This window comes from Streptomyces sp. NPDC086989, assembly GCF_044745505.1.
Classification (GTDB): Bacteria; Actinomycetota; Actinomycetes; order Streptomycetales; family Streptomycetaceae; genus Streptomyces.
This window is the reverse complement of sequence record NZ_JBIVAL010000006.1, coordinates 410,837-433,563: the sequence shown is the minus strand read 5'-3', so window position 1 is coordinate 433,563 and position 22,727 is coordinate 410,837. Positions and strand designations below refer to the sequence as shown.

Annotated in this window: 14 protein-coding genes and 2 pseudogenes; 8 read left to right on the top strand and 8 right to left on the bottom strand. The window is 72.0% G+C overall.

Annotated features, from left to right (window positions below; genetic code table 11):
- Positions 1-11: 11 nt before the first annotated feature.
- From ACIPK4_RS17570 to ACIPK4_RS17560, 3 genes are read left to right on the top strand one after another with little or no spacing between them, the layout of a single operon-like run.
- On the top strand, positions 12-1,196 hold the full coding sequence (locus ACIPK4_RS17570; protein ID WP_402313503.1) for a toxic anion resistance protein: 1,185 nt from the start codon (positions 12-14) through the stop codon (positions 1,194-1,196).
- Complete coding sequence (locus ACIPK4_RS17565) at positions 1,193-2,803, top strand: substrate-binding domain-containing protein (RefSeq protein WP_402313501.1); 1,611 nt, start codon at positions 1,193-1,195, stop codon at positions 2,801-2,803. Before ACIPK4_RS17570 ends, ACIPK4_RS17565 begins: the two co-directional genes overlap by 4 nt.
- A complete protein-coding gene (locus ACIPK4_RS17560) occupies positions 2,790-3,410 on the top strand; it encodes a hypothetical protein (RefSeq protein WP_402313499.1) in 621 nt (206 codons plus the stop codon). Before ACIPK4_RS17565 ends, ACIPK4_RS17560 begins: the two co-directional genes overlap by 14 nt.
- A 151-nt stretch (positions 3,411-3,561) precedes the next feature.
- Here the strand turns inward: ACIPK4_RS17560 and ACIPK4_RS17555 are convergent, their stop codons facing one another.
- Positions 3,562-5,388 (bottom strand): phosphoenolpyruvate carboxykinase (GTP), encoded by a 1,827-nt coding sequence (locus ACIPK4_RS17555; protein ID WP_402313497.1) that lies wholly within the window; start codon positions 5,386-5,388, stop codon positions 3,562-3,564.
- A 211-nt stretch (positions 5,389-5,599) separates the two neighbouring features.
- On the opposite strand from ACIPK4_RS17555, the gene ACIPK4_RS17550 reads away from it, so the two are divergent.
- Positions 5,600-6,322, top strand: coding sequence for a hemolysin III family protein (locus ACIPK4_RS17550; protein WP_402313495.1), 723 nt, complete (start codon positions 5,600-5,602; stop codon positions 6,320-6,322).
- A gap of 158 nt (positions 6,323-6,480) precedes the next feature.
- On the opposite strand, the gene ACIPK4_RS17545 is transcribed toward ACIPK4_RS17550, so the two are convergent.
- The 6 genes from ACIPK4_RS17545 to ACIPK4_RS17520 all read right to left on the bottom strand — a co-directional run bounded on the left by ACIPK4_RS17545 (position 6,481) and on the right by ACIPK4_RS17520 (position 17,479).
- The gene (locus tag ACIPK4_RS17545; RefSeq protein ID WP_402313493.1) at positions 6,481-8,934 is read right to left on the bottom strand and encodes a galactose oxidase-like domain-containing protein; all 2,454 of its coding nucleotides are present in this window, start codon (positions 8,932-8,934) and stop codon (positions 6,481-6,483) included.
- Positions 8,935-8,961: 27 nt separating this feature from the next.
- Positions 8,962-10,149, bottom strand: coding sequence for a glycosyltransferase (locus tag ACIPK4_RS17540; RefSeq protein WP_402313491.1), 1,188 nt, complete (start codon positions 10,147-10,149; stop codon positions 8,962-8,964).
- A 6-nt stretch (positions 10,150-10,155) separates the two neighbouring features.
- Positions 10,156-11,844: an ArnT family glycosyltransferase gene (locus ACIPK4_RS17535; RefSeq protein ID WP_402313490.1), complete on the bottom strand. Its 1,689-nt coding sequence runs from the start codon at positions 11,842-11,844 to the stop codon at positions 10,156-10,158.
- The gene (locus ACIPK4_RS17530; RefSeq protein WP_402313488.1) at positions 11,841-13,166 is read right to left on the bottom strand and encodes a glycosyltransferase; all 1,326 of its coding nucleotides are present in this window, start codon (positions 13,164-13,166) and stop codon (positions 11,841-11,843) included. Before ACIPK4_RS17530 ends, ACIPK4_RS17535 begins: the two co-directional genes overlap by 4 nt.
- Before the next feature lie 238 nt (positions 13,167-13,404).
- Positions 13,405-15,468, bottom strand: coding sequence for a thioredoxin domain-containing protein (locus tag ACIPK4_RS17525; RefSeq protein ID WP_402313486.1), 2,064 nt, complete (start codon positions 15,466-15,468; stop codon positions 13,405-13,407).
- A gap of 91 nt (positions 15,469-15,559) precedes the next feature.
- The gene (locus ACIPK4_RS17520) at positions 15,560-17,479 is read right to left on the bottom strand and encodes a hypothetical protein (protein ID WP_402313484.1); all 1,920 of its coding nucleotides are present in this window, start codon (positions 17,477-17,479) and stop codon (positions 15,560-15,562) included.
- 198 nt (positions 17,480-17,677) lie between these two features.
- On the opposite strand from ACIPK4_RS17520, the gene ACIPK4_RS17515 reads away from it, so the two are divergent.
- Both ACIPK4_RS17515 and ACIPK4_RS17510 read left to right on the top strand, forming a co-directional pair.
- Positions 17,678-17,950: a hypothetical protein gene (locus ACIPK4_RS17515; RefSeq protein ID WP_402313482.1), complete on the top strand. Its 273-nt coding sequence runs from the start codon at positions 17,678-17,680 to the stop codon at positions 17,948-17,950.
- Positions 17,947-18,354, top strand: coding sequence for a PIN domain-containing protein (locus ACIPK4_RS17510; RefSeq protein ID WP_402313481.1), 408 nt, complete (start codon positions 17,947-17,949; stop codon positions 18,352-18,354). The genes ACIPK4_RS17515 and ACIPK4_RS17510 overlap by 4 nt, the downstream gene beginning before the upstream one ends.
- A 33-nt stretch (positions 18,355-18,387) precedes the next feature.
- Here the strand turns inward: ACIPK4_RS17510 and ACIPK4_RS17505 are convergent.
- Positions 18,388-18,546 (bottom strand): annotated as a pseudogene (locus ACIPK4_RS17505) (DUF255 domain-containing protein); the annotation flags it as partial.
- Between the two features lie 282 nt (positions 18,547-18,828).
- Between ACIPK4_RS17505 and ACIPK4_RS17500 the strand changes: the two are divergent.
- Together ACIPK4_RS17500 and ACIPK4_RS17495 are read left to right on the top strand one after the other, a co-directional pair.
- Positions 18,829-18,990, top strand: a pseudogene (locus ACIPK4_RS17500) (DNA-binding protein); the annotation flags it as partial.
- Positions 18,991-19,264: 274 nt separating this feature from the next.
- A complete protein-coding gene (locus ACIPK4_RS17495) occupies positions 19,265-22,519 on the top strand; it encodes a tetratricopeptide repeat protein (protein WP_402313479.1) in 3,255 nt (1,084 codons plus the stop codon).
- Positions 22,520-22,727 lie beyond the last annotated feature (208 nt).

The window sequence follows — 22,727 nt, the reverse complement described above, 5'->3', positions numbered from 1 at the left end:
GGGACCACCGGATGACTCTGACTCCACCCGAGGAGAGCCCGCTCGTCCTCACCGCTCCCGAACCCGTCGCCCCCGTCCGGCGGGAACAGGCCTCCGGCCTCGTCCCGCTCCAGGACGGCGTGCGCGAGGAGATGGCCCGCCGGGCCGGGGAGTACGTCGGCTCGCTCGCCGGGATCGACACCCGCTCCCCAGAGTTCGCGAGCCGCGTCGGCGAGATCTCCGCTCTCGGCTCCGCCGAGATCCGCAGTGCCGCCCAGCAGTCCAACCGGATGCTCGACCGGGCCGTACGGTCACTCGGCTCCGACGGCGCGGACGCCCAGGCCCGGGTCGCGGGCTCCCTGGTCGAACTGCGCCGCACCCTGGAGGACCTCGACCCGCGGGACACGCCCGCCAAGGGCGTCAGGGCTCTGCTGGCCAGGCTGCCCGGCGGCAACAGGTTCCGCGACCACGTGGCCCGGTACGCCTCCTCGCAGACCACCCTCGACAAGATCGTGGGCGCGCTGCGCGGCGGCCAGGACGAGCTGCGCCGCGACAACGCGGCCCTGCACACGGAACGGGCGCGCCTGTGGGAGACCATGGGCAGGCTCCAGGAGTACGCGGTCCTCACCGAGGCCCTCGACGGAGCCGTCGCGCAGCGCATCGCCGAGGCGGAGCACACGGACCCGCAGGCGGCTGACGTGATGCGCGCCGACCTCCTCTTCCCGGTCCGGAACAAGCACCAGGACCTGCTGACCCAGCTGGCGGTGTGCGCGCAGGGCTACCTGGCGATGGACGTGGTCCGCCGCAACAACGACGAGCTGATCAAGGGCGTCGACCGGGCCGCCACCACCACCGTCTCCGCCCTGCGGACCGCCGTGATGCTGGCCTCGGCCCTCGACAGCCAGCGCCGGGTGATCGAGCAGGTCAACGCCCTGAGGGGCACCACCGAGGAGTTGATCCGGGGCAACGCGGACATGCTGTCCACGCAGAGCGGCGAGATCCAGCGGATCGCGGCCGACCCGGCGGTGGGCGCGGAGACGCTGCGTTCGGCCTTCGCCCAGATCTACCAGACCCTGGACGCGATCGACACGTTCAAGGCGCAGGCCACCGAGAACATGGCCGCCACCGTCGAGTCCCTGACCGGCGAGCTCCGGACCGCGTCGGCGTACCTGGCCCGGACCCGCACCTCCGGTGTCCTGGAAGGCGGGGCCCGGTGAGCTTCCGCACCGCATCGGTGCGCAGACGGCTGGCCGCGGCCGTCGCGCTCACCGCGACGCTGCTCGGGGCCTCGGCCTGCACCTCGCAGGGGCCCGCGAAGCCGGCTCGGTCGCAGTACCAGGAGGGCAGGCTGCGGGTGCTGGCCTCCAGCGAACTGGCCGACATGGAGCCGGTGCTGAAGGCCGCGAAGGACGCCACCGGGGTCGGTGTCGAGCTCACCTGGTCCGGCACCCTGGACGCGGCCGAGCAGGTCGCCTCCGGCAAGGCCGACGGCAGGTACGACGCGATCTGGCTGTCCTCCAACGACTATCTCCGGCTGCGCCCCGAGGCCGCCGGCAAGCTCAGCAGCCAGACGCCGGTGATGTCCTCGCCGGTCGCGCTCGGGATACGGGCGGACGCGCTGGCCCGGCTCGGCTGGAACCCGCAGGAGGTCACCTGGTCCGCGGTGCACGAGGCCGTGGCCGCGGGGAGGCTGACGTACGGGATGACCGACCCGGTGCGCTCCAACTCCGGGTTCTCCGCGCTGATCTCGGTGGCCTCCGGGCTGTCGGGCGCGCAGGCGGCGCTGACCGACGCGGACGTGCAGACGGCCCGGCCCCGGCTGAAGGAGTTCTTCGCCGGGCAGAGGCTGACCTCGGGCTCCTCCGGCTGGCTGGCCACCGCGTACACCCGGCGCGGGGACGTGGACGCGCTCGTGAACTACGAGTCGGTGCTGCTGTCCATGAACCGGGACGCGAAGGCGGGCCTGACCGTGATCCGGCCGCGCGACGGCGTGGTCACCGCCCACTACCCGCTGACCCTGCTGACCTCGGCCCCGGCCGGGGCCCGCGAGTCGGGGCGGGCCCTGACCGACTACCTCAGCGGCGCCGCGGCCCAGAAGGCGATCACCGAGAAGACGTTCCGCCGGCCGGTCACGCCCGGGGTGCAGCCCGCCGCCGGGCTGGACGCGGACAAGCGGCGCGAGCTGCCGTTCCCCGGCACCCGGCAGGTCGCCGACGGGCTGCTGGCCTCGTACGAGAACGAGCTGCGCCGACCCTCGCGGACGGTGTACGTGCTGGACACCTCGGGCTCGATGGAGGAGGAGGACCGCATCGGGCGGCTGCGGTCGGCGCTCACCGAGCTGACGGGTACCGGCGATTCGGGGACCGGGCGGCGGTTCCGGGACCGCGAGGAGGTGACGCTCCTGCCGTTCGCCGACAAGGTGAAGAAGGTGCTGACGCACGTCGTCGAGCCGGGCAGTCCCGGGCCCGCGCTGGATGCGATCCGCGCCGATGTGAAATCGCTCCGGCCGCAGGGGGGTACGGCCGTGTACGGCAGCCTGAAGGCCGCGTACGAGCACCTGGGCCGGGGCAACGCGGACGCCTTCACCTCGATCGTGCTGATGACGGACGGGCACAGCGGCGACAAGGTGAAGGACTTCGACACCTTCTACGCCGGGTTGCCGCAGACGCAGAGGCACACACCGGTCTTCGCGGTGTTGTTCGGCGACTCGGACCGCAAGGAGCTCGGCCACATCACCGAACTGACCGGCGGGCGGCTCTTCGACGCCACCGACGGCAACGGTTCACTGGGCGGTGCCTTCGAGGAGATCCGTGGCTACCAGTAGGGGGGCCGGTACGCGCCTCCTGCGCTACCTGGAGTCGAAGAGGAACCTGGCGGGCAGCGCCTGCGGGGTCCTCGGGCTGGGCCTGACCGTCATGGGGGCCGCGGGCGCGTACTGGCCGCTCGTCGTGGCCGGGCTCTACGGCGTGGGCGCGCTGCTCGCCCCGCCGGAGCCACCGGAGCCGCCCCGGCCGGAGGGGCCCACCGAGCAGCTGGACGGTGTACGGGAGCGGTTCGGCCGGCTGCGGGAGTACGTGGCCGGGGTGGAGCTGCCCGATCCGGCCGCGGGGCGGCTGGCGGAGCTGATGGACCGGTACGGGGCGCTGCTGGAGCCGGGGTGGGTGGCCGATGTCCTGGCCGCCGGGCCGGAGTCGGTGCACGCGCTGTCGCGGGCGATCGAGCTGGACGTGCCGGAGTGCGTGGACACGTACAACCGGACCCGCTGGTGGACCCGGCTCACCCCGGGCGGGGAGTCACCGGAACGCCACCTGGAGCGGCAGCTGTCGCTGCTGCACGAGGAGGTGGAACGCCTGACGGCGGACCTCCAGGACAGGGAGGCCCGCCGTCAGCAGACGCACACGGCCTATCTCGAGGAGCGCGGACGCTCCTGAGGCGGCCGACGGCCGGGACAGTGGCCGGTCGGTCAGCGGTGGACGTGTGCTGCGATGGGAAAACCTCGGTCGGGGATTCCCACAGCGGTGGGAGCACCTTGGTCGGGGACTCCCACGTTCGAGTGCCCTGCGGTGGCAGGGCGGGCACGGCTCAGCCCAGGCGCTCGACGAGCGCGTGGTACTGGTCCCACAGCTCCTTGGGGGTGTGGTCGCCGTAGGTGTTCAGGTGCTCGGGGACCAGGGCGGCCTCCTCGCGCCAGACCTCCTTGTCGACGGTGAGGAGGAAGTCCAGGTCCTCGGCCGGGATGTCCAGGCCGTCGGTGTCCAGGGAGTCCACGGTCGGCAGGATGCCGATGGGGGTCTCGACGCCCTCGGCCGTGCCGTCGAGGCGCTCGACGATCCACTTCAGGACGCGGCTGTTCTCGCCGAACCCGGGCCACACGAACTTGCCCGCGTCGTTCTTGCGGAACCAGTTCACGTAGTAGATCTTCGGGAGCTTCGCGGCGTCCGCGGACGCCCCGACCTTGATCCAGTGGGCCATGTAGTCGCCCATGTTGTAACCGCAGAACGGCAGCATGGCGAACGGGTCGCGGCGCAGCTCGCCGACCTTGCCCTCGGCGGCGGCGGTCTTCTCGGAGGCGATGTTCGAACCGATGAAGACGCCGTGGTTCCAGTCGAAGGACTCGGTGACCAGCGGGACCGCGGAGGCGCGGCGGCCGCCGAAGAGGATCGCGGAGATCGGGACGCCCTTGGGGTCCTCCCACTCGGGGGCGATCGTCGGGCACTGGGAGGCCGGGACGGCGAAGCGGGCGTTGGGGTGGGCCGCCGGGCTGGCGGACTCCGGGGTCCAGGCGTTGCCCTTCCAGTCGATGAGGTGCGCGGGCGCCTCCTCGGTCATGCCCTCCCACCACACGTCGCCGCCGTCGGGCGTGAGCGCCACGTTGGTGAAGACGGTGTTCGCGTACATCGTCTTCATGGCGTTGGCGTTGGTGTGCTCGCCGGTGCCGGGCGCGACGCCGAAGAAGCCGGCCTCGGGGTTGATCGCGTACAGGCGACCGTCCTCGCCGAAGCGCATCCAGGCGATGTCGTCGCCGATCGTCTCGACCGTCCAGCCGGGGATCGTGGGCTCCAGCATGGCCAGGTTCGTCTTGCCGCAGGCGCTCGGGAACGCGGCGGCGACGTACTTCGCCTCACCCTGCGGCGGGGTGAGCTTGAGGATCAGCATGTGCTCGGCGAGCCAGCCCTCGTCGCGGGCCATGACGGACGCGATGCGCAGCGCGTAGCACTTCTTGCCGAGCAGGGCGTTGCCGCCGTAGCCCGAGCCGTAGGACCAGATCTCGCGGGTCTCCGGGAAGTGCGAGATGTACTTGGTGGTGTTGCACGGCCACGGCACGTCGGCCTGGCCCTCGGCGAGCGGAGCGCCGAGGGTGTGGACGGCCTTGACGAAGAACCCGTCGGAGCCGAGCTCGTCGAGGACGGGCCGGCCCATGCGGGTCATGGTGCGCATGGCGACCGCGACGTAGGCGGAGTCGGTGATCTCGACGCCGATCGCGGAGAGCTCGGAGCCGAGGGGACCCATGCAGAAGGGGACGACGTACATCGTCCGGCCCTTCATGGAGCCGCGGAAGATGCCCTTCTCTCCCGCGAAGAGCTCCTTCATCTCCGCCGGGGCCTTCCAGTGGTTGGTCGGGCCCGCGTCCTCCTCCTTCTCGGAGCAGATGAAGGTCCGGTCCTCGACGCGCGCGACGTCGGACGGGTCGGAGGCGGCGTAGTACGAGTTGGGGCGCTTGCCCTCGTCCAGCTTCTTGAACGTGCCCTTGGCGACGAGCTCCTCGCACAGGCGCTCGTACTCGGCCTCGGAGCCGTCACACCAGACGACCCGGTCGGGCTCGGTGATCGCTGCGATCTCGTCCACCCAGGAGATCAGTTCCTGGTGGGTCGTCGGGATGGAAGTGGGAGCCGCGTTGTCGCGCGCCACGATTGCTCCTTGTTGAGGGGTGTGTTTGGTGTTTGCCCCGTGGGGGCTGCGACCCGGACGCTTCGCGCTCCGCTCATCCGGTGCCGACCGCACTCATCTGATCATCCGGTGGATGTGCGCATATGTCCAGGGGGCCTCTCACGTGAGCATCGCCACTCCCGTCAATCTTCCGTAAAGCGCACTAACGGAAACCTACGCACCCGTAGGTAGCATGGCGGTCATGACTTCTGACGCCGCCGCCGTGCCGGTCGACGCCGTGCCGGTCGCAACTGAGGCACCCGAGGCACTTGCCGAGGCACCGGAAGCCAAGCCGCTGATGCGCGGCTGGCTGCACACGGGGATGTTCCCCGCAGTGATCGTCGCCGGCCTGGCGCTGCTGGCCTTCACCGAGTCGACCCGGGCCAGGGTCGCGTGCGGCGTGTACATCCTCACGGCCTGCCTGCTGTTCGGCGTCAGCGCGGTGTACCACCGCGGCACCTGGGGCCCCCGGGGCGAGGCGATCCTGCGGCGTCTCGACCACGCCAACATCTTTCTGATCATCGCGGGGACGTATACCCCGCTGACGGTGCTGCTGCTCCCGCCCTCCACCGGACGGACGCTCCTGTGGGCGGTGTGGACCGCGGCCGCGGCCGGCATCGCCTTCCGCGTCTTCTGGGTCGGCGCCCCGCGCTGGCTGTACACCCCCTGCTACATAGCGATGGGCTGGGCGGCGGTCTTCTTCCTGCCCGACTTCATGCGCACCGGCGGTGTCGCGGTCCTGGTCCTGGTGATCGTCGGCGGGCTCCTCTACAGCGCGGGCGGCGTCATCTACGGCATCAAGCGCCCGAACCCCTCCCCCCGCTTCTTCGGCTTCCACGAGGTCTTCCACTCCCTGACCCTGGCCGCGTTCGTGGCCCACTACGTCGGCATCTCCCTGGTGGCCTACCAGCACTGAATCCGCCCGTGTGAGGGGCCAGGCCGACCGGACGGGGTGGACCTGCAAGCTGCACGCGGCGGTTGCGGGCGGCGCGGGAGCGGCCCTCGTCGCGGGGGAACCGAGGCGGAGCCCCGTCGCGGTCGGCGGCGGGGCTCCGTGCGTGCGGGCGGTGAGGGTCAGGTGCAGGCGTAGCCGTCGCCGTCGGGGTCCAGGCGCAGGGGGTCGCTGCCGTTGACCCTCATGCGCTTCGGGTACTGGTGCGAGGCCAGCCAGTCGCAGCGAGCCTTGGTCGTCTCCCTCACCTCCGCCGGGAACCTCGTCGGGACGCACTGGTTGACCGTGCCGTAGTGCCGGTCGCAGCCGGCCACGGCCGGGGCGACGGGCACCGAGTCCCGCTTCGCGGGGTTCTGCTGCGGGGCCGCCTGCGGTGCGTCCGCGAACTCGTGGACGTGCGGGGAGGGGGCCTCCTGCGTGGCCGCGAGAGCCGACGGGCCACCCAGGTGCACCCAGGTCGCCAGGGACGGGACGCCGTTCGCGTCGACGCCGAAGAGCATGTACCAGCCGGGCGGTGCCAGGTTGGGGTTGCTGGTGACGTTGAGGTCGACGGTCGTGTTGTTGACCACGGACATCGGCAGGTCCACGAACCGCTGGTTCGGGTCCGAGGAGTGCGTGACCGCCGCCGGTCGGATCAGCTCCGCCTTGGCGATCGGCCGGTCGACGGTGATGCGCTGCGTGTCCCCGTACAGCCACTGCGTGTCGATCACCGAGGTGAGCTTCGGGCGGGCGCCCTTGAAGAGGTAGGGCGGGGTGTAGATCGACACGTTGTCGTTGTACGTGCCGTTGCCCGGGTTGTCGCCGACCGCCATGACCCGCCCGTCGGGCAGCAGGAACGCCGCCGAGTGGTAGGTCCGCGGGATCGGGTCGGCCGGCAGCCCGGCCCTGTACGTGTTGGTCGCCGGGTCGAAGAACGAGGCCTCGTACACCGGGTCGGCCCGGTCGTGCAGTCCGCCGCCGGTCTCCAGCACCTTGCCGTCAGGCAGCAGTACGGCCGACACGTACATCTTGCCCTCGGCCCCGGTCTGAGCCCGCCTGACGCCTCCCACGTCGACCAGGCCCTGCGGCAGGTCGGGGCCGGCGGTGTAGCCGGGGCTCGCCGCCTTCAGGTCGATCAGTTCGGTGAGCCGGTTCGCCGCCGGGTTGGACTCGTTGTTGCCGCCGCCGACGGTCAGGACCCGCTGGTCCTGCGCGGGCGGCAGCAGCACGCTCGCCGACTCGTCGCGCTCGTCCTTCTTGCGCAGTCCGGGCACGTCCGTGATCGTGTTCGCGTTGTAGTCGTAGATCGACGCGCCGCTGCCCTGGGTGCCGTTGCCGAAGGTGTGGCTGCCCGAGTAGAAGAGCCGCCCGTCCTGCATCAGGATCATCGACGGGTACAGGCCCCAGTAGGACCAGGTCTGGTTGACCTCGTTCAGCGGCAGCCACTTGCCCTGCGCCGCCGAGAACCTCTCCGCGGTCACGTTGCCCGTCGAGTCTTCCTTCAGCCCGCCGAAGGTGATCACGTCACCGTTGCCGAGGACCGTCGCCGACGGGTACCAGTGCCCGCCGTTCAGGTCGTTGGTCTTCGTGTACGTCTCGGTCGCCGGGTCGAAGACGTAACTGTCCCTCAGCCCCTGGTAGCCGGTCTTGCCGTCGGCGGACGGGTACCCCTTGTTCCCGCTCATCACGAGCACCCGGCCGTCCGACAGCTGCACGTGCCCCGAGCAGAACATGTCCACCGGCGTCGGGATCGTCTTGAACGACCCGTTCGCCGGGTCGTACACGGCCGAGGTGAACGTGCCGGCGTTGAACTGGGCGATGTCGTTGCCCGAGCCGGCGATCAGCAGCACCTTGCCTCCCCCAGCGCCTCCGGCCTGGGAGGTGCCCCCACGCAACACCACGGCGTGCATCGAACGCACCGGGTTCTTGGCCGGGATCACCTCCCACCTGCCCTTGGCGCACTCGTCGGGCGTGCCCGTGCAGCCCGGCTGCGGCGGGACCGCACCGACCTCCTCCAGCGCGTAGTCGTCAGAGGTGAGGGTGCCCACCCCGTAGACCGAGAGCCCCCACGTGATCTTGTCGGTGCCGGGCGGGACCGCGGGCGTACGGACCTGTGTGCGCGCCCATCCCGCGCTGACCGGCGGGTTCTGCAGGTCGGTCCAGTACTGCCAGCCCGCGGTCGCGTCGTGGCGGAACACGGTCACCGACACGTCCGGGGTGTTCGACTTGTACCAGGCCGACAGGTCGTACTGCTTGCCCGGGACGACCGTCGGTGCGCAGGCAGTGTTCTCGGTGACCAGGGCCTTGCGGTCGCCGCTGAGGCGGCGGGTGAGCGAGACCTTCATGGCCTTGCTGCCGCTGTGGGCGTCGGCGACGGTGGCGAAGGTGAAGTCGTTGTCGCCCCAGCCGGACTTCTCCCAGCAGGACGGCATGTCGTCGCCGGGGGCGCCCGCGGTCTCGAAACCGGCGTTGGTGAGCAGATTGGGCGGTCCGGCCGTGGCCTGCTGCGGTGCGGTGAACAGCAGGCCCGCGGTCATCGCCCCGACGGCGGCCACGGCGGCGCGCCGCCCGGCCCTCCGCCGGAAGTTCGCTGGCATGGACGGTTCCCTTCTGTGCGGTGCGGCTCAGCTCTTCGTGGTACGGGCGGTACGGGCGGGACGCGGCATGTAGACGAGGGCCTCGGTGGCCGCGAAGCGCAGGACGAAGGTGGTGACCAGGGCGAGTGCGGTGGCGGGCAGCACCTGCATGCCCAGCCGCCCGACGAACAGGGCAATCAACGGGATGCGCAGCAGCAGGTCGGCGTTGGCCAGCAGGGCGAACCGCCCGACCCGGTCCGCCCAGTGCCGGTGGCGGCGCCGGTCGCGGAAGAGCAGGGCTTCGACGAGGGCGAAGTTCCAGAGCACCCCGGCCTGGTTGGCGGCGATCTCGGCCGGCAGGTAGTGCACCCCGGTGTGCGTGAGCAGCCACAGCGCGAACAGGTTCGGGACGAAGCCGGAGAGCCCGATCAGTCCGAAGCCGATCATCCGGGCGGGCGGGGTCGAGGAGCGCAGGAGGGCGAGGTGGGCGAGGAAGCGCAGCCCCTCGCGGGCCCCGGACTTGGACGCTCCGCAGTGGCGGTCCTGGAAGACGAACGGCACCTCGGCGACCCGGTCGGGGCGGCAGCGCACCGCCAGTTCCAGCAGGATCTTGTAGCCGAGGGGGGCGAGGGCGTCGGTGGTGACGAGCGGGCGGCGGATGGCGAAGAAGCCGCTCATCGGGTCGCTGATCTGGCGCAGGGCGCGCGGGAAGAGCCCCTTGGCGAGCCAGGTCGCGGCGCGCGAGACGGCGATGCGGTGGCTCCCGGCGAGTCCGGCGGGGCTTGCGCCGGGCAGGTAGCGGGAGGCGACGACGAGTCCGGCGCCGGTGCGTTCGCCCGCGCCGACGAGCTCGGGCACCAGGTGGGGCGGGTGCTGGAGGTCGGCGTCCATGACGACGATCCAGTCGCCGTCCGCCCGTCTGACGCCCTCGACGACCGCGCCGCCGAGGCCGCCGTCCGCGCTCTCGCGGTGCAGGACGGCGACCGGGAAGGGCAGGTCGAGGGCGGCCTTCTCGATGACGGCCGGGGTGTCGTCCGTGGAGTCGTCCACGAACAGGACCTCGCAGGCCGGGCCGGTGGGGAGGGCGTCGGCGAGCCGGGCCAGCAACTCGCCGATGTTCCCCGCCTCGTTGAAGGTCGGGATGACGAGGGTGACGCTGCCCGCCGCCGGCCCCTCCTCCGCGATGGAGAGTTCCGGATCGCTGAGGGCGCGCGGGGTCCGCAGGTCCTCGCTCATGGCGGATCAGCTCCCACTCTGGCGGTCGGCGGAGCCGGTCCGGCGGATCTCGATGCGGTCCTCGCCGGAGCCGAAGACGGCCACCACGGCCGAATGCTCCAGCGCGGCCTTCACGTTGGGCAGGTCCACCGCGTCCCGGCGGACGGTGGGCGAGGAGACCACGTAGTCGATGGCCCGCCAGCCGCCCGGCAGCGTTCCGGTGACGGCGGGGTCGAGGTCGGCCTTGTAGAACCAGATCGCGCCGAGGCCCGGCTCGAAGCCGTGGTGGACGGCGTCCAGCCAGAGCGCGTCGTCGACCAGGACCCGGGTGCGGGCCGGGTCGGGGACCTCGCGGCCGAGCCAGGCGGCGGCCTGCCGGTACGGGGCGTTCGCGTCGGCCGTGAGCGCGGTGCGGTCGCCGTCGTACCAGCGGGGCAGGACGTACACCGCGGCGGCCGCGGCGAGCACGCCGACCAGCACCCGGCGCCCGTGGGTGAGGGGCCGGCGCTCCCCCGGCGCGCGGCGGCGGCTCAGCACGGCGTGCGTGACGCTCGCCGCGCCCCCGGCGAGGACCAGCGCGAGGAACGGCAGCGCCTGGATCACGTACATCGCGGGCAGGTAGCCGGAGGGCCTCATCGCGACGGCGGCGAGGAGGACGGCGGCGAGCGCCGGGCCGGCGAGCGCGCGGGCGGTGACCGACCACCTGAGGGTGGCGAGCAGCAGGAGCGCCCCGGCCAGCCCGCCGAGCGGCAGGACGGTGTCGTAGTACAGCCAGGACCGGAGCACGCCGTTCGAACCGGAGCCGGGGCTGAGGATGAAGCCCGAGCCCGGCCGGCTCATCTGGTAGGTGATGCCGTCGATCAGCGAGACGTGTCCGGCGCCGGGCAGCAGCTCGTTGTTGAGCAGCGCGTACAGGGGGTACGAGAGCCCGATGAGCAGGCAGGCGGTGATCGCGCCGGTGACGGCGAACTTGCGGGTGTCCCGGTGGCTGTGACGCCACATCGTCACCAGCAGCGCCGGGAGCACCACCAGCATCGTCTCTTTGGTCAGGACTGCGGTGGCGGCCGCGAGTCCCGACCCGAAGTGGTGCCACAGGTGGCGGCTGGGGGACGCGGCCAGGCAGAAGGCCAGCAGCATCCACATCACGGCGAGGTTGTCGAGGAAGATCTCCCGCTGGAGCACCACGGAGAGCGGGGAGAGCCCGAAGAGGGCCATCGCGAGCCCGGACGCCCAGCGCGGCAGCCACAGCCGGCGGGCGAGGACGTAGATCAGCACGGAGCTGACGGCGGAGACGGCGACCATCGACAGGCGCATCGGCGCGACGGTCATCCAGTCGGGTACGAACAGGGACGGCAGGTACGTGAGCCCGGCTATCTGTATCCAGCCCAGCGGCGGGTGGTCGTACCAGTACGTGTAGTGCGCGAGGCCGTCGCCCTGCTGGACGGCCCACGCCTGGGCGAGGTAGGTGCCCTCGTCGTCACTCAGGGTCGGGAACCGTGTGATGTTCCAGCCCTGGACGAGGACGATCGCGAGCAGGACGACCGCGCACAGCAGCAGGTCGGAGCGGGAGGAGCGCAGGCGCAGCAGGGGGTGGGCCGGGGCGGGCGGCCGCACCCCGAGTCCGCCGGGACGGGTCCGCTGCTGCGGGACCAGGGGTGCGGTGGCCGTGGCGGGGCCGGGCCGGGGATCAGTGGCCGTGGGCAGGGTGGCGGTCACTGGTGGCTGTCCTCTCGGATCGCGGTGGACGCGCCGGCGGTGGACACGCCGGCGGTGGCGCCGATCGGAGCGAGGTGGGCGCCGGTGTGGCTGGTCAGCTCCCACTCGTTGCGGCCGCGCTGCTCGCGCCAGACCGCGCGGATCGCCGCGCCCGCGAGCATCACCTGGTAGAACGGGCCGCCGACGACGAGCTTGAGGTAGTGCACGAGGCGGACGCGCAGGCCGTACTGGCGGCCGAAGTCGTGCAGGCCGACGATCTCGAAGACGAACGTCACCATCGCCGTGATCATCGGCAGGAAGGTGACGATCGCTATCCCGACGGGTACGTCGAGGAGGACCGCGACGGCGAAGTTGAGCGGGATGATCACCCCGGAGGCCGCCTGCATGAACGGCGTCATCAGCGTGTAGCGGGCCAGCCAGCGCTGGCCCCGGCCGGGCAGCTGCTGCCAGTCCTTCTTCCGGTAGACCTGGAGGAAGCCCTGGTTCCAGCGGGTGCGCTGTTTGAGCAGGCTCATCAGCGAGCCGGGCGTCTCCTCGCGGGTGACCATGTCGCAGTCGTAGGCGACGACCACCTTCTTGCCGACCGAGGACAGGCGTACGCCCAGGTCGCAGTCCTCGGCCAGGCAGTTCTGGTCCCAGCCGCCTGCCTCGCGGAGCACGTCGGTGCGGACGAAGACGGTGTTGCCGCCGAGCGGGATGAACCCCTTCTCGGCGTGCAGGTGCAGCCGCGAGCGGAACCAGAAGAAGTACTCCAGGCAGTTGCGCAGGCTGTACCAGCTGGAGTGGAAGTTGATGAGCTGGACCCCGCCCTGGACCACGTCGGCCGCGGTGGAGCGGAAGGCGTGGTCGACGTGGGAGAGCAGCTCGGGGTGGACCTGGTCCTCGGCGTCGAAGACCCCGACGATGTCGCCCCGGCAGTGCGGGAGGGCGGTGTTGAGGGCCTTCGGCTTGTTCTTGGTCTCGTTGTGGTCGACGACGACCCGTACGCGCTCGGGCGCCAGCGCGGCGGCGGCTGCGGCGACGGCGGCGGTCTCCGGATCGTCGTGCCCGACGATGACGATGATCTCGTAGTCGCCGTGGCCGGATTCGAGCAGCCGCTCGATCGTGTGCCGAAGGACCGCCTGCTCATGCCGGGCCGGCAGGAGGAGCGAGAAGGCCAGCCGGCCCTCGCCGTCGGGACGGTCGAACCGGGTGGAGGCGAGCGTCTCGGGCGTTCGCCACGCGTGCATCTGCCACCACAGGGTGAACGCGGCCATCCAGAACAGCGCGAACGAAATCAGAACGATGACGACAGAGGTGAGCAAAACGTCCCCCACAGACATGCCGCGACACCCGACGGCGCCCGGCAGACCCCCCAGGGGTCAAGGCGGGCCCCCCGGCCCGCCCGCCCCCGCTTCCCCCTCGGGCGCACCCCCCGGTGCGCCGACTCCGCGGGCTCCCCAGCTGATCCCGCAGGACATGAGACTAGGCAGCGAAAATGAAACTCAGGAGCCGCGCGGATAAAAACCGTGTTTCCGAACTGCCGGACACGCAACCGGAATTGACGGTACTCCGATCGATTCAGGGATGAACCACACCCAACTGGTCCGCAAGTTCGACCGGATCTGTCGTAGGCCGCGCGCAGACGAAATGTCGACACACATACGCCGTCGGAAGGTCGTGTACGAGTGTGCGCTCGGCCAGCAGGGGGAACTCTCCCCCGCTGCCGTCGGACGCCCGCGGCAGACCGACTGCCACGACCGCCCCGGGAGCCGTCCCCAGCAACGCCGTCCGGTGCAGTACGGCCAGCGCCGGATCCTCCGGATGACCCACCACGGCCACCTCGCGCGGACCGTCGGCCAACGCCTCGGCCACCGCGAGCCCGTGCCCGATGAAGCGCGGGACGCGCGGACCCAGCGCGTGCACCACCCCGAGCGCCCGCTCGGCCGCACTGCGGTGCGCCTGCGAACCGGTGTGGGCGGCATACGAGAGCAGCGCGCCGGCCGCGGCCGTCCAGCCGGAGGGGGCCGCGGTGTCCGTCGGGTCCTGGGGCCGCCTGATCAGCTGCTCGGCGTCGTGCGCGGTGTCGTAGAGGGAGCCGTCCTCGGCGGTGAACCGGTCCAGGACCAGGTCGACGAGGAACCCGGCGAACTCCAGCCAGACCCCCTCGCCGGTCACCGACGCCAGCGCGAGGAAGCCCTCGGCCACGTCGCCGTAGTCCTCCAGCACCCCGGCGTTGCCGCCGACCCGCCCGTCCTTGCTCGTCCTGGCCAGCCGGGCCCGCCCGGCGGCCGCGTCGAAGTGGACGCGGACCAGCAGGTCGGCGGCCTCGGTGGCCCGCTCGACCAGGTCCGGCCGGTCGAAGTACGCCCCGCACTCGGCCAGCGCCGCGATCGCCAGACCGTTCCACGCGGCGACGACCTTGTCGTCCCGGCCGGGCGCGGGCCGCGCGGCGCGCGCCGCGAACAGCCGCTCCCGGATGCCGGCGATCACGGCGGCGTCCACGACCGGCCCGTCCTGCGGCAGCTGGAGCACCGAGGTGCCGTGCTCGAAGGTGCCCTCGTCCGTCACCCCGAAGTACGCGGCGGCCAGCGCCCCGTCCGCCTCGCCGAGCACCTCGGCCAGCTGCGCGGGCGTCCAGGCGTAGAAGGCCCCCTCGACGTGCTTGCCGGTCAGCGGGTCCTCGCTGTCCGCGTCGAGCGCGGAGGCGAAACCGCCCTCGGCGGTGCGCAGCTCGCGCACCATGAAGTCGGCGGTCTCCAGCGCGACGCGTCGCGCGAGGTCCGAACCGGTGGTCCGCCACAGGTGGGCGTACACCCGGCACAGCAGCGCGTTGTCGTACAGCATCTTCTCGAAGTGCGGCACCACCCACTCCCGGTCCACGGAGTACCGGGCGAACCCGCCGCCGAGCTGGTCGTAGATCCCGCCGCGGGCCATGGCCTCGCAGGTGTCGGCGGCCATCTGCAGGGCACCCTCGGCGCCGGTGCGGGCGTGGTGGCGCAGCAGGAACTCCAGCACCATGGACGGCGGGAACTTCGGCGCGCCGCCGAACCCTCCGCGGACGGCGTCGTACTCGCGGGTCAGCCCGAGCAGCGCCTGCGCCAGCTCCTCGGGACCGGGCGCGCCGGCCTTCCCGTAGTCCAACTGCCGCCCGGTGAGGTCCCGTACGATCCGCTGCGCGACCTCGGCCACCTCCTCGGGCCGCCCCACCCAGGCGGTCCGCACCCCTTCGAGGACCTGCATGAAGGAGGGCATCCCGTGCCGGGGCTCGGGCGGGAAGTACGTCCCGAAGTAGAAGGGCTCGGCGTCGGCGGTGAGGAAGACGGTCATGGGCCATCCCCCCTGCCCGGTGGCGGCCTGCACGGCTTCCATGTAAACGGCGTCGACATCGGGCCGCTCCTCGCGGTCCACCTTGATGTTGACGAAGTGCTCGTTCATGTAGACGGCGGTGAGTTCGTCCTCGAAGGACTCGTGCGCCATGACATGGCACCAGTGACAAGAGCTATAGCCCACGCTGAGCAGGACCGGCACGCCCCGTTCCCTCGCCTCCTCGAACGCCTCGGGCGACCAGGGCCACCAGTCGACGGGGTTGTCTGCGTGCTGGAGCAGATAGGGCGAGGTCTCGTTCGCGAGGCGGTTCGGCATGAACCCATCCTCGCGCACCCGACCCGAACGCTGCCCGTGCGCCACAGGCAAACGGGGTTGCGGGGTACGCCTCGGCCGTCGTCGCGCGTGCCTACGCCGAGGACGTACCCGCTGCCGTCCGGGCTGCGGACCGGGCCCTCCAGTAGGCGGCGGCGTCCTGTCCGTTCTGCATCGCAGTGAACTCGCCGGTCCTCCGGGCGAGGGCTGCGGCAGGCGCTTCGCCCTCGATGTACGACTCCAGGGCGATGTTGAGCGCGCCACCGCTGAGGAACTCGGCGTACTCGCGCACGGACCCGACGATCGCGAAACCGGCGGGATTGCCGTGCACCAGAGCGTTGCGCACGCGGCTCCGTCGCCCCTCCAAGACGATGCCTTGAGCGGCGTACCGCTCGACCAGGGTCCGGTATCCCGCGTGATCGCTCACGCTGGAGATCATCCGGGTGATCCAGGCGCGCTCGTGCTCAATGCGGCAGAGCGAGAGCAGATCGGCGGAGCGGTCGGCGACGAACAGGATCCATGGGCGCGACGGACTGTTCGCGAACCACTCCCGGGTCAGCTCGTTGACCAGACCACTCCGGTTTCCTCCGCCGAGCAGGCACATCCCGACGGCTCGTCGCACATCCGCGAGCCACCGCGCATGTGGCCAGCGCGCGCCGAGCAGAGCGAACACCTCGGCCGGTGCGAGTGCCGCGTACGCCGCGACGTGTTGCACCACGCGGTCCGTGAGGGGGATGACGCTGCGGATGTCCGCTGCGGAAGGCTCGCGCATCGCCATGTCACGACTGAACGGATGGTCAGCGGTGGTCTGCACTTCGATCGCGGCGGCGAGGAACCGGGGCAGGTCTTCGCGGGCGAGCGCCGAAGCGAGGCGCGGACCGTGCTCTTCGATCGCCTTGGCGGTGACGCCCGCACCATAGTGGTCGTCAGGGAAACCCGTCTCGCGTCCGGGGAGCATGAAACTCTGCGAGCTTGGGCGACCGGAACACAGGAGCCCGTGTTGGACGAGGTACGGGCGGATCCCGCCTGCATTGTGGATGGCGACGTCGATGATCGTCTCGACGGTGCGGACGGCGCGGTCCACGGCCTCGGCTGCCGTGGTGGTACCGAGGTCGACTCGGACCAGGAAGTCCACGTCGGATTCCTCGTCGACCAGCTCCGCGACTTTGAAGAGGTCACCGTGGCGGACGAATTCCCAGAGCTCCGCTTTGTGCTCGAAGTCCTGCCTCCCTGGCTGGGCGTTGGGCACTGCCCAGTGGGCGTCCAGGAAGGACACCCGTCCGGCCGAGAGGTGCAGGAACGTCCGGCCCTGATACCCGAGCCACACTACGACCGGCTCGGCCACGGCACGCCTGCCGACGTACGTCCGGGCACTCGCGATGCGCTCCTGCAGCGGTACCTGCCTCTCACCAGCCCGAGGGTTGTCAGGATCCCGGCCGAACGCCATCACGGAGACAAGCCCCCTGAAGATCCCCTCCGCATTGAGGCCGCGCCTCCGCAACTGGTCGAAGAGCAGGTCGGCGATCGGGCGGTACTCCCGACCCGCCAGAGTGCGGTCCCGCGCCGTGGCCACCAGGTCGTCCCAGCTGACGCAGGCACCTTCGTCGGATTCGAGCGCGGCGAGCAGGTTCTTCCCGGCCGTTGCGAGATCGGTCCAGACCGCATCGGTGCGGGTGCCCGGCGACTGCTTCAAGACAGCTCCGGGACTGCTGACGAGCCGCGCGAAGGCGGCTTGGAAATCGGCGAGCGGTGTGGCGATGTGGGCCCGGAGCGCGGGACCGAGTGCCCGCAAGGACTCCTCCAGATCGCTGCGCAACGATGCACGGTTGGCCGAGTTCTTCCAGGCGTCGACGCCGCTGGCGAGCTCCAGCCATTCAAGGACCTCGTCCACGATCACGGTCAAAGGCAGAACGGTGCTTCCGCCGTGGCGCCGGTAGAGGGACGAGACGAGGGACTTCAACCAGTCCGGCGCGTCCGCGGGCCAATGATCGCTGACGTTGTAGTCGATCATCATGTCGCGGCCACCCCGCCTGCCGTCCTCGAGCCGAGAGGCCTGTCCCATCACTTCACCCTCAGAGTACGGGGAAAGCCCGGTCGGGCTTGCTTCGGAAAACTGTCGACCTCGCGCGATCCGGATCGCGGATGTACTGGCGGCGCCCGCGGATCGGTTCTTCAGCCCGCGGTGTAATAAAGGTTGTCGTACACTCTGGACATGAAGCCGACCCGAGCCGGGAGCACCGAGAACATCTCCGTGTCCATGCCCTCCGAGCTGGTCACTGAGCTCCGTACCCGAACAGGTCGTCGCGGCCTGTCCAGCTACATCACCGAAGCAGTCAGGCACCAGCTCGCCATGGACGGGCTCGCCGAGATCGTGGCGTCCCACGAGGACGTGCACGGCGAGCTCACAGAGCAAGAGATCGAAGCCGCTCGCCGCGAGCTGTTCGAGGACGAGAACGCCCAGGATCTCGATCGGGGCGCTGCGTGAAGGAGCAGCCGGCCCGTTCGCTGGTGCTCGACTCCGAGGCACTCTCTCTGCTCCTGCGCAACGACCGCAAGATGGCGGCGCGCATTGAGGCATCGCGGCAGGCCGGGGTGCCCGTCCTCGTGTCTGCCCTGACCATTGTCGAAGCCGTCTACGGGAAGACCGATCTGACGCGCTTGAAGTGGGTGCTGTCGAGGCTGCGGGTGGAATCGGTCAGCCAGGAGGACTCGCTGACCGCAGTGGCCCTGCTTCAGGACGCGGGCGGGCTGCACGGGCACAAGTACGCGATCGACGCCCTCGTCGCCGCGCTCGCGCTCCGCGCCCCGGCCCCCGTGATCGTCCTGACCTCCGACCGTGACGACTGGTCGAAGCTCTGCGGCAAGCGCGTCATCATCAGAGACGTGTAAGCACAATCGACTACTGGGTCTGTGCCTTCACTGGCACCAGTGACAAGAGCTATAGCCCACGCTGAGCAGGACCGGCACGCCCCGTTCCATCGCCTCCGCGAACGCCTCGGGCGACCAGGGCCACCAGTCGACGGGGTTGTCTGCGTGCTGGAGCAGATAGGGCGAGGTCTCGTTCGCGAGGCGGTTCGGGATGAACCCATCCTCGCGCACGGGGCCACAGGACCTGCCCGTGGCACAACGGGCCAGGCGGCCGAACGAGCCTGCGGGCGGGCCACCCGGCGGCCGTCTCAAGACCGCCGCCGGTCCGGCGATCAGCTGCGCGGAAGTGACCTGTGGCCGGTGAGGTCGGGAAGGCTGCCTGACCACCCGAAGTCGCGGTTGTAATCACGGCCCGCTGACCGAGCAGGAGATCGAAGCGGCTCGTCGCGAGCTGTTCGGGGACGAGAACGCCGGGGACGTCGAGCGGGGTGCTGCGTGAAGGAGCAGCCGGCCCGTTCTCTGGTGCTCGACTCCGAGGCACTGTCCCTGCTTCTGCGCAACGGCCGCAGGATGGCCGCTCGGATCGAGGCGTTCCGGCAGGCCGGAGTCCCCGTTCTCGTGTCCGTGCTGACCATCGTCGAAGCAGCACAGGGGGAGGCTCTGCGGCAGCCGCGTGATCGTCAGAGAGGTGTGAGGACCGCAGACCACTCGGTTCGCGGGTTCACCGGCACCGGTGACGACTGCGGCGTCGACGCCGTTCGTGGCCGCGGCCGACGCGCGCACGCTGTTGCCGGGACGGGCGTACATATATGCGCGGTTGCAGTCGAAGATGTCCCAACTCCCTCTGATCTAGCTCAGATTCGCTCGCGCTCGCGGCAGTCACGGCGGACACTTGGCGAACGTTGCCGGAGCTCTCTTGAGGGGGATGCCGATGCGGGACAGCCATCGCGGTGAGGCCGAGCGGCTGTTGGAGCGGGCCGTGGACGAGGAGGCCCAGCGGGCTGCCGGGGCGGGGCAACCGGTCGACAGGGCGGCGCTGCTGGCGCGCGGCCTGGAGGCACTGGACGCGCTCGCGGCGAGCGCCGCCGAGGAGTACGAGGCGTACGTGCGGGCCCTGGACGAGGCGACGGCCGGGGACGAGTCCCTCGGCGAGGCCTTCCGGCGCGGGAACGCGTCCGCGGCGCTGCTCGTGACGGCGGTCGCGGCGGCTGCCGCCTTCGGGGCCGACCTGTCCTTCGGCGTGTCGGCGGGTACGGCGCTGGCCGCCGGGGCCGTCACCGGTGTCGCCGGGGCGGCGGCCACGGTCGCCAAGGTGACCGCCTCGCACCTGCCGGCGGCGAACCGGCGGGCCGGGGTGCGCGGCCGTCCCGGCGGGCCGGAGCAGCTGAGGCTGCAGTGGCTGAATGCGCTGGAGGTGCGCGGGGTCCGCCCCTTCCTGGAACAGCAGCGCGCGGTGGCGGCCGCGGCCCGGGCGCCACGGGAGACTTCCCGGACGGCCGTCCCCCGGCTGCGCGGGACCGACCGCAGCGCGGAGGCCCGGCGGCGCAGCGTGCTGGAGCAGTCCTTCGCTCAACTCCCGCAGCCCGAGGCCTCCTTCACGGGCCGGCGGGCGGAGCTGACCCGGATCGCGCAGTGGGTGCAGGCGGCCCGGGCCAGTACGGAGACCCGCCCGGTGGTCGTGGTGCTGCACGGCGAGCCGGGCGTGGGCCGCACGGCCCTGGCGCTGCGGGCTGCGGACGCGCTGCGCGACCAGTTCCGCGGGGCCTGTGTGGTGGACCTGCGGGGCGGATCGCTCAGCGGGGAGGCTCCGCTGCCGATCCGGGAGGCGCTGCTGCACCTGCTGAACCGGCTGGGCGCCCCGCGCGAGCAACTGCTGTTCCGCGAGGGCTCCTCGGCGGAGCAGCAGGTCAGGCGCCTCGGGGAGCTGTACCACCAGCACCTCCAGGGGCTGCCGGTGACGGTGCTGCTGGACGACGCGGTGGATGCGGCGCAGGTCCGGATGCTGGTGCCGGAGCGGTCGGAGAGCCTGGTGCTGGTGACGGCGCGGGAGCCCCTGGAGCTGCCGGACCTGGCGGCCTGGGTGCACCAGCTGCCGGTGGAGCGGCTCCCGGAGGCGGAGGGCGCGGAGCTGGTGCGCGCCGGGGCCGAGGCGGCCGGCGGGTCCGGCGGGTCCCCGTACGGGGAGGAGGCCCTGCGGGGGCTGCTCGCGCTCGGCGGGGGGCTCCCGCTGGCCCTGCGCGTCCTGGCCCCGCTCGGCGCCGTCGACGCGGACTCTGCCGGGCCGGCCGCTCCCGGTGGCGCCGGGGCGCTGGAGGACGCCCTCGGCCTGGCCTACGTACGCCTGCCCGAGGAGCGGCGCCGGCTGCTGCGGCGGCTCACGCTGGCCGGCCGGGCCTCGCTCGGCCCGTCGGCGGCGGCGGCGCTGATCGACGCGGACCGGGTGGAGGCGGGGCGGTTACTGCGGGAGCTGGCGCGGGCGGGCCTGCTGGACCACGTCCGCGGGGAGCGGTACCGGATGCACGACGCGGTGCGCTCGTACGCGGCGGCGCGGCTCGCGGCGGACGAGGACCGGGCCGAGTCCTCGGCGGCGCACGGACGGCTGATCCGCAACTACGCGCAGCTCGCGGACGCGGTGATCCGGATGGTCGACGGGAAGATGTCGACGCGGGCCGACCACTTCGGCGGGCACGGCTTCCCCTCGCTGGACGCGGCGCTGCGCTGGCTGGACGACGAGTCGAGCTTCATCACGGCGGCGCTGCGGCACTCGGAGGACGTGGACCAGCAGGCGGTGCTCGACCTGCTGGGCGCGCTGTGCGACTTCTGCCTGCTGCGCGGCGACCTTTACCGGCTCGGTGAGATCAACGAGCTGACGCTGGCGGTGGAGGCCGCGCGCGGGGGCCGGCCCGGCCAGGGGCGGCTGGTCCGCTCCGTGCAGTGGCGTACGGGCATCGCGGCGCGCCAGCTCGGCGAGCTCGACAAGGCCCGGACCACGCTGACCTCGGTGGTGGACCAGTACCGGGAGGCCCAGCAGGACGCGGGCGCGGGCATGGCCCTGATCTCGCTCGGCATCACGCTGCACCACCAGGGGCAGCTCCCGGAGGCCGCGGCCCGCATCCGCGAGGCGCTGGTGCTCCAGGAGCCGGACAAGCTGGCCGGCGACCGGGCGTGGGGGCTGCACGCCCTGGCGGCGGTGGAGCGGGACCGGGCGCACCTGGCGGAGGCGATGCAGCTGCTGGAGCAGTCGCTGGCGCTGCACCGGGAGAGCGAGAGCGTGCACGGGGAGGCGTGGGCGCACTTCCAGCTGGGGCAGGTGTACCTGCGGCTCGGTGACGTGCCGCGGGCGGAGGCGGAGCTGAAGCTGGCCATGGACCTGTACGGGCGCACGCGCGACGAGCGCGGCCAGGCCTGGGCGCTGACGCAGCTGGGCAGGGCCCGGGTCGTGGACGGGGACCCGGGGCCGGCGGCGGAGCGGCTGCGCGAGGCGCTGGCCCGGCACCGGGAGCAGGAGGACGCGCGCGGGGAGGCGTGGACGCTGTACTACCTCGGGCAGGCGCTGGAGGAGGGCGGCGAGCGCGATCAGGCGGTCCGGGAACTGGAGCGGGCCCGGACGATGTTCTCGCGGATGCGGGACGTGTACGGGCTGGCGCACGCCCGGCACCATTCGGGACGGGTGACGCGCGACCAGCGGGCGGCGCAGACGGGGAACCTGAAGAACTCCGGGTTCGCGCGGCAGCTGCTGACGGACGCGCGGGCGGACTTCCGGCGGATCGGGCTGGCGCACGGGGAGGCGTGGACCTGCCTGGAGCTGGCGGTGGTGGACGGGGGCAACGGCAGGGTGTCGCAGGCGCTGGGCCTGTGCGAGGAGGCGGCCCGGCTGTTCATCTCGTACGGGGACCGGCGCGGGGAGGACTGGGCCCGCTTCCTGCGCTGCACGCTGCTGCCGTACGCGCTGCCGGGTGGCGCGGGCGTGGACGAGGCCCGGGCGGAGCTGGCCCGGCTGTCCGCGGCGCCGCATCCGATGCGCGACGGGCGGCTGGAGGACAGCCTGGACACGTACGCGGTGGTGCTGGGGCGCGGGGTGGACCCGGCGGAGGGCTGGCAGGCGTGGCGGCTCGCGCTGGTCCCGAACCTGCACTCCCGGGAGATCATGGGCGTCCCGATGCCACCGTCCTGGCCGGCCGCCTGACCCGCAGGCCCCGGCCCCGCCCGGCCCCCGCCCGGACCGCCCGGCCCCCGGACCGCCCGGCGCGGCAGACCCCGCCCGACCCGGCAGCCCCGACGGGCCGCCGCAGGCCCAAGTGGCGCGGGCGTCGGCTGGCACGGCCGGGCGTCGGCTGGCACGGCCGGGGGCCGCAGGCCCGGCTGGCACGGTCGGCGCCGCAGGCGCGGTCGAC

Bases quoted from the DNA above. Each gene is read 5' to 3' on its own strand.
- ACIPK4_RS17540 (WP_402313491.1), bottom strand. From the start codon at position 10,149: ATGAGCGAGGACCTGCGGACCCCGCGCGCCCTCAGCGATCCGGAACTC.
- ACIPK4_RS17550 (WP_402313495.1), top strand. From the start codon at position 5,600: ATGGCGGTCATGACTTCTGACGCCGCCGCCGTGCCGGTCGACGCCGTG.
- ACIPK4_RS17525 (WP_402313486.1), bottom strand. From the start codon at position 15,468: ATGCCGAACCGCCTCGCGAACGAGACCTCGCCCTATCTGCTCCAGCAC.
- ACIPK4_RS17570 (WP_402313503.1), top strand. From the start codon at position 12: ATGACTCTGACTCCACCCGAGGAGAGCCCGCTCGTCCTCACCGCTCCC.
- ACIPK4_RS17515 (WP_402313482.1), top strand. From the start codon at position 17,678: ATGAAGCCGACCCGAGCCGGGAGCACCGAGAACATCTCCGTGTCCATG.
- ACIPK4_RS17495 (WP_402313479.1), top strand. From the start codon at position 19,265: ATGCGGGACAGCCATCGCGGTGAGGCCGAGCGGCTGTTGGAGCGGGCC.
- ACIPK4_RS17520 (WP_402313484.1), bottom strand. From the start codon at position 17,479: ATGATGATCGACTACAACGTCAGCGATCATTGGCCCGCGGACGCGCCG.
- ACIPK4_RS17530 (WP_402313488.1), bottom strand. From the start codon at position 13,166: ATGTCTGTGGGGGACGTTTTGCTCACCTCTGTCGTCATCGTTCTGATT.
- ACIPK4_RS17545 (WP_402313493.1), bottom strand. From the start codon at position 8,934: ATGCCAGCGAACTTCCGGCGGAGGGCCGGGCGGCGCGCCGCCGTGGCC.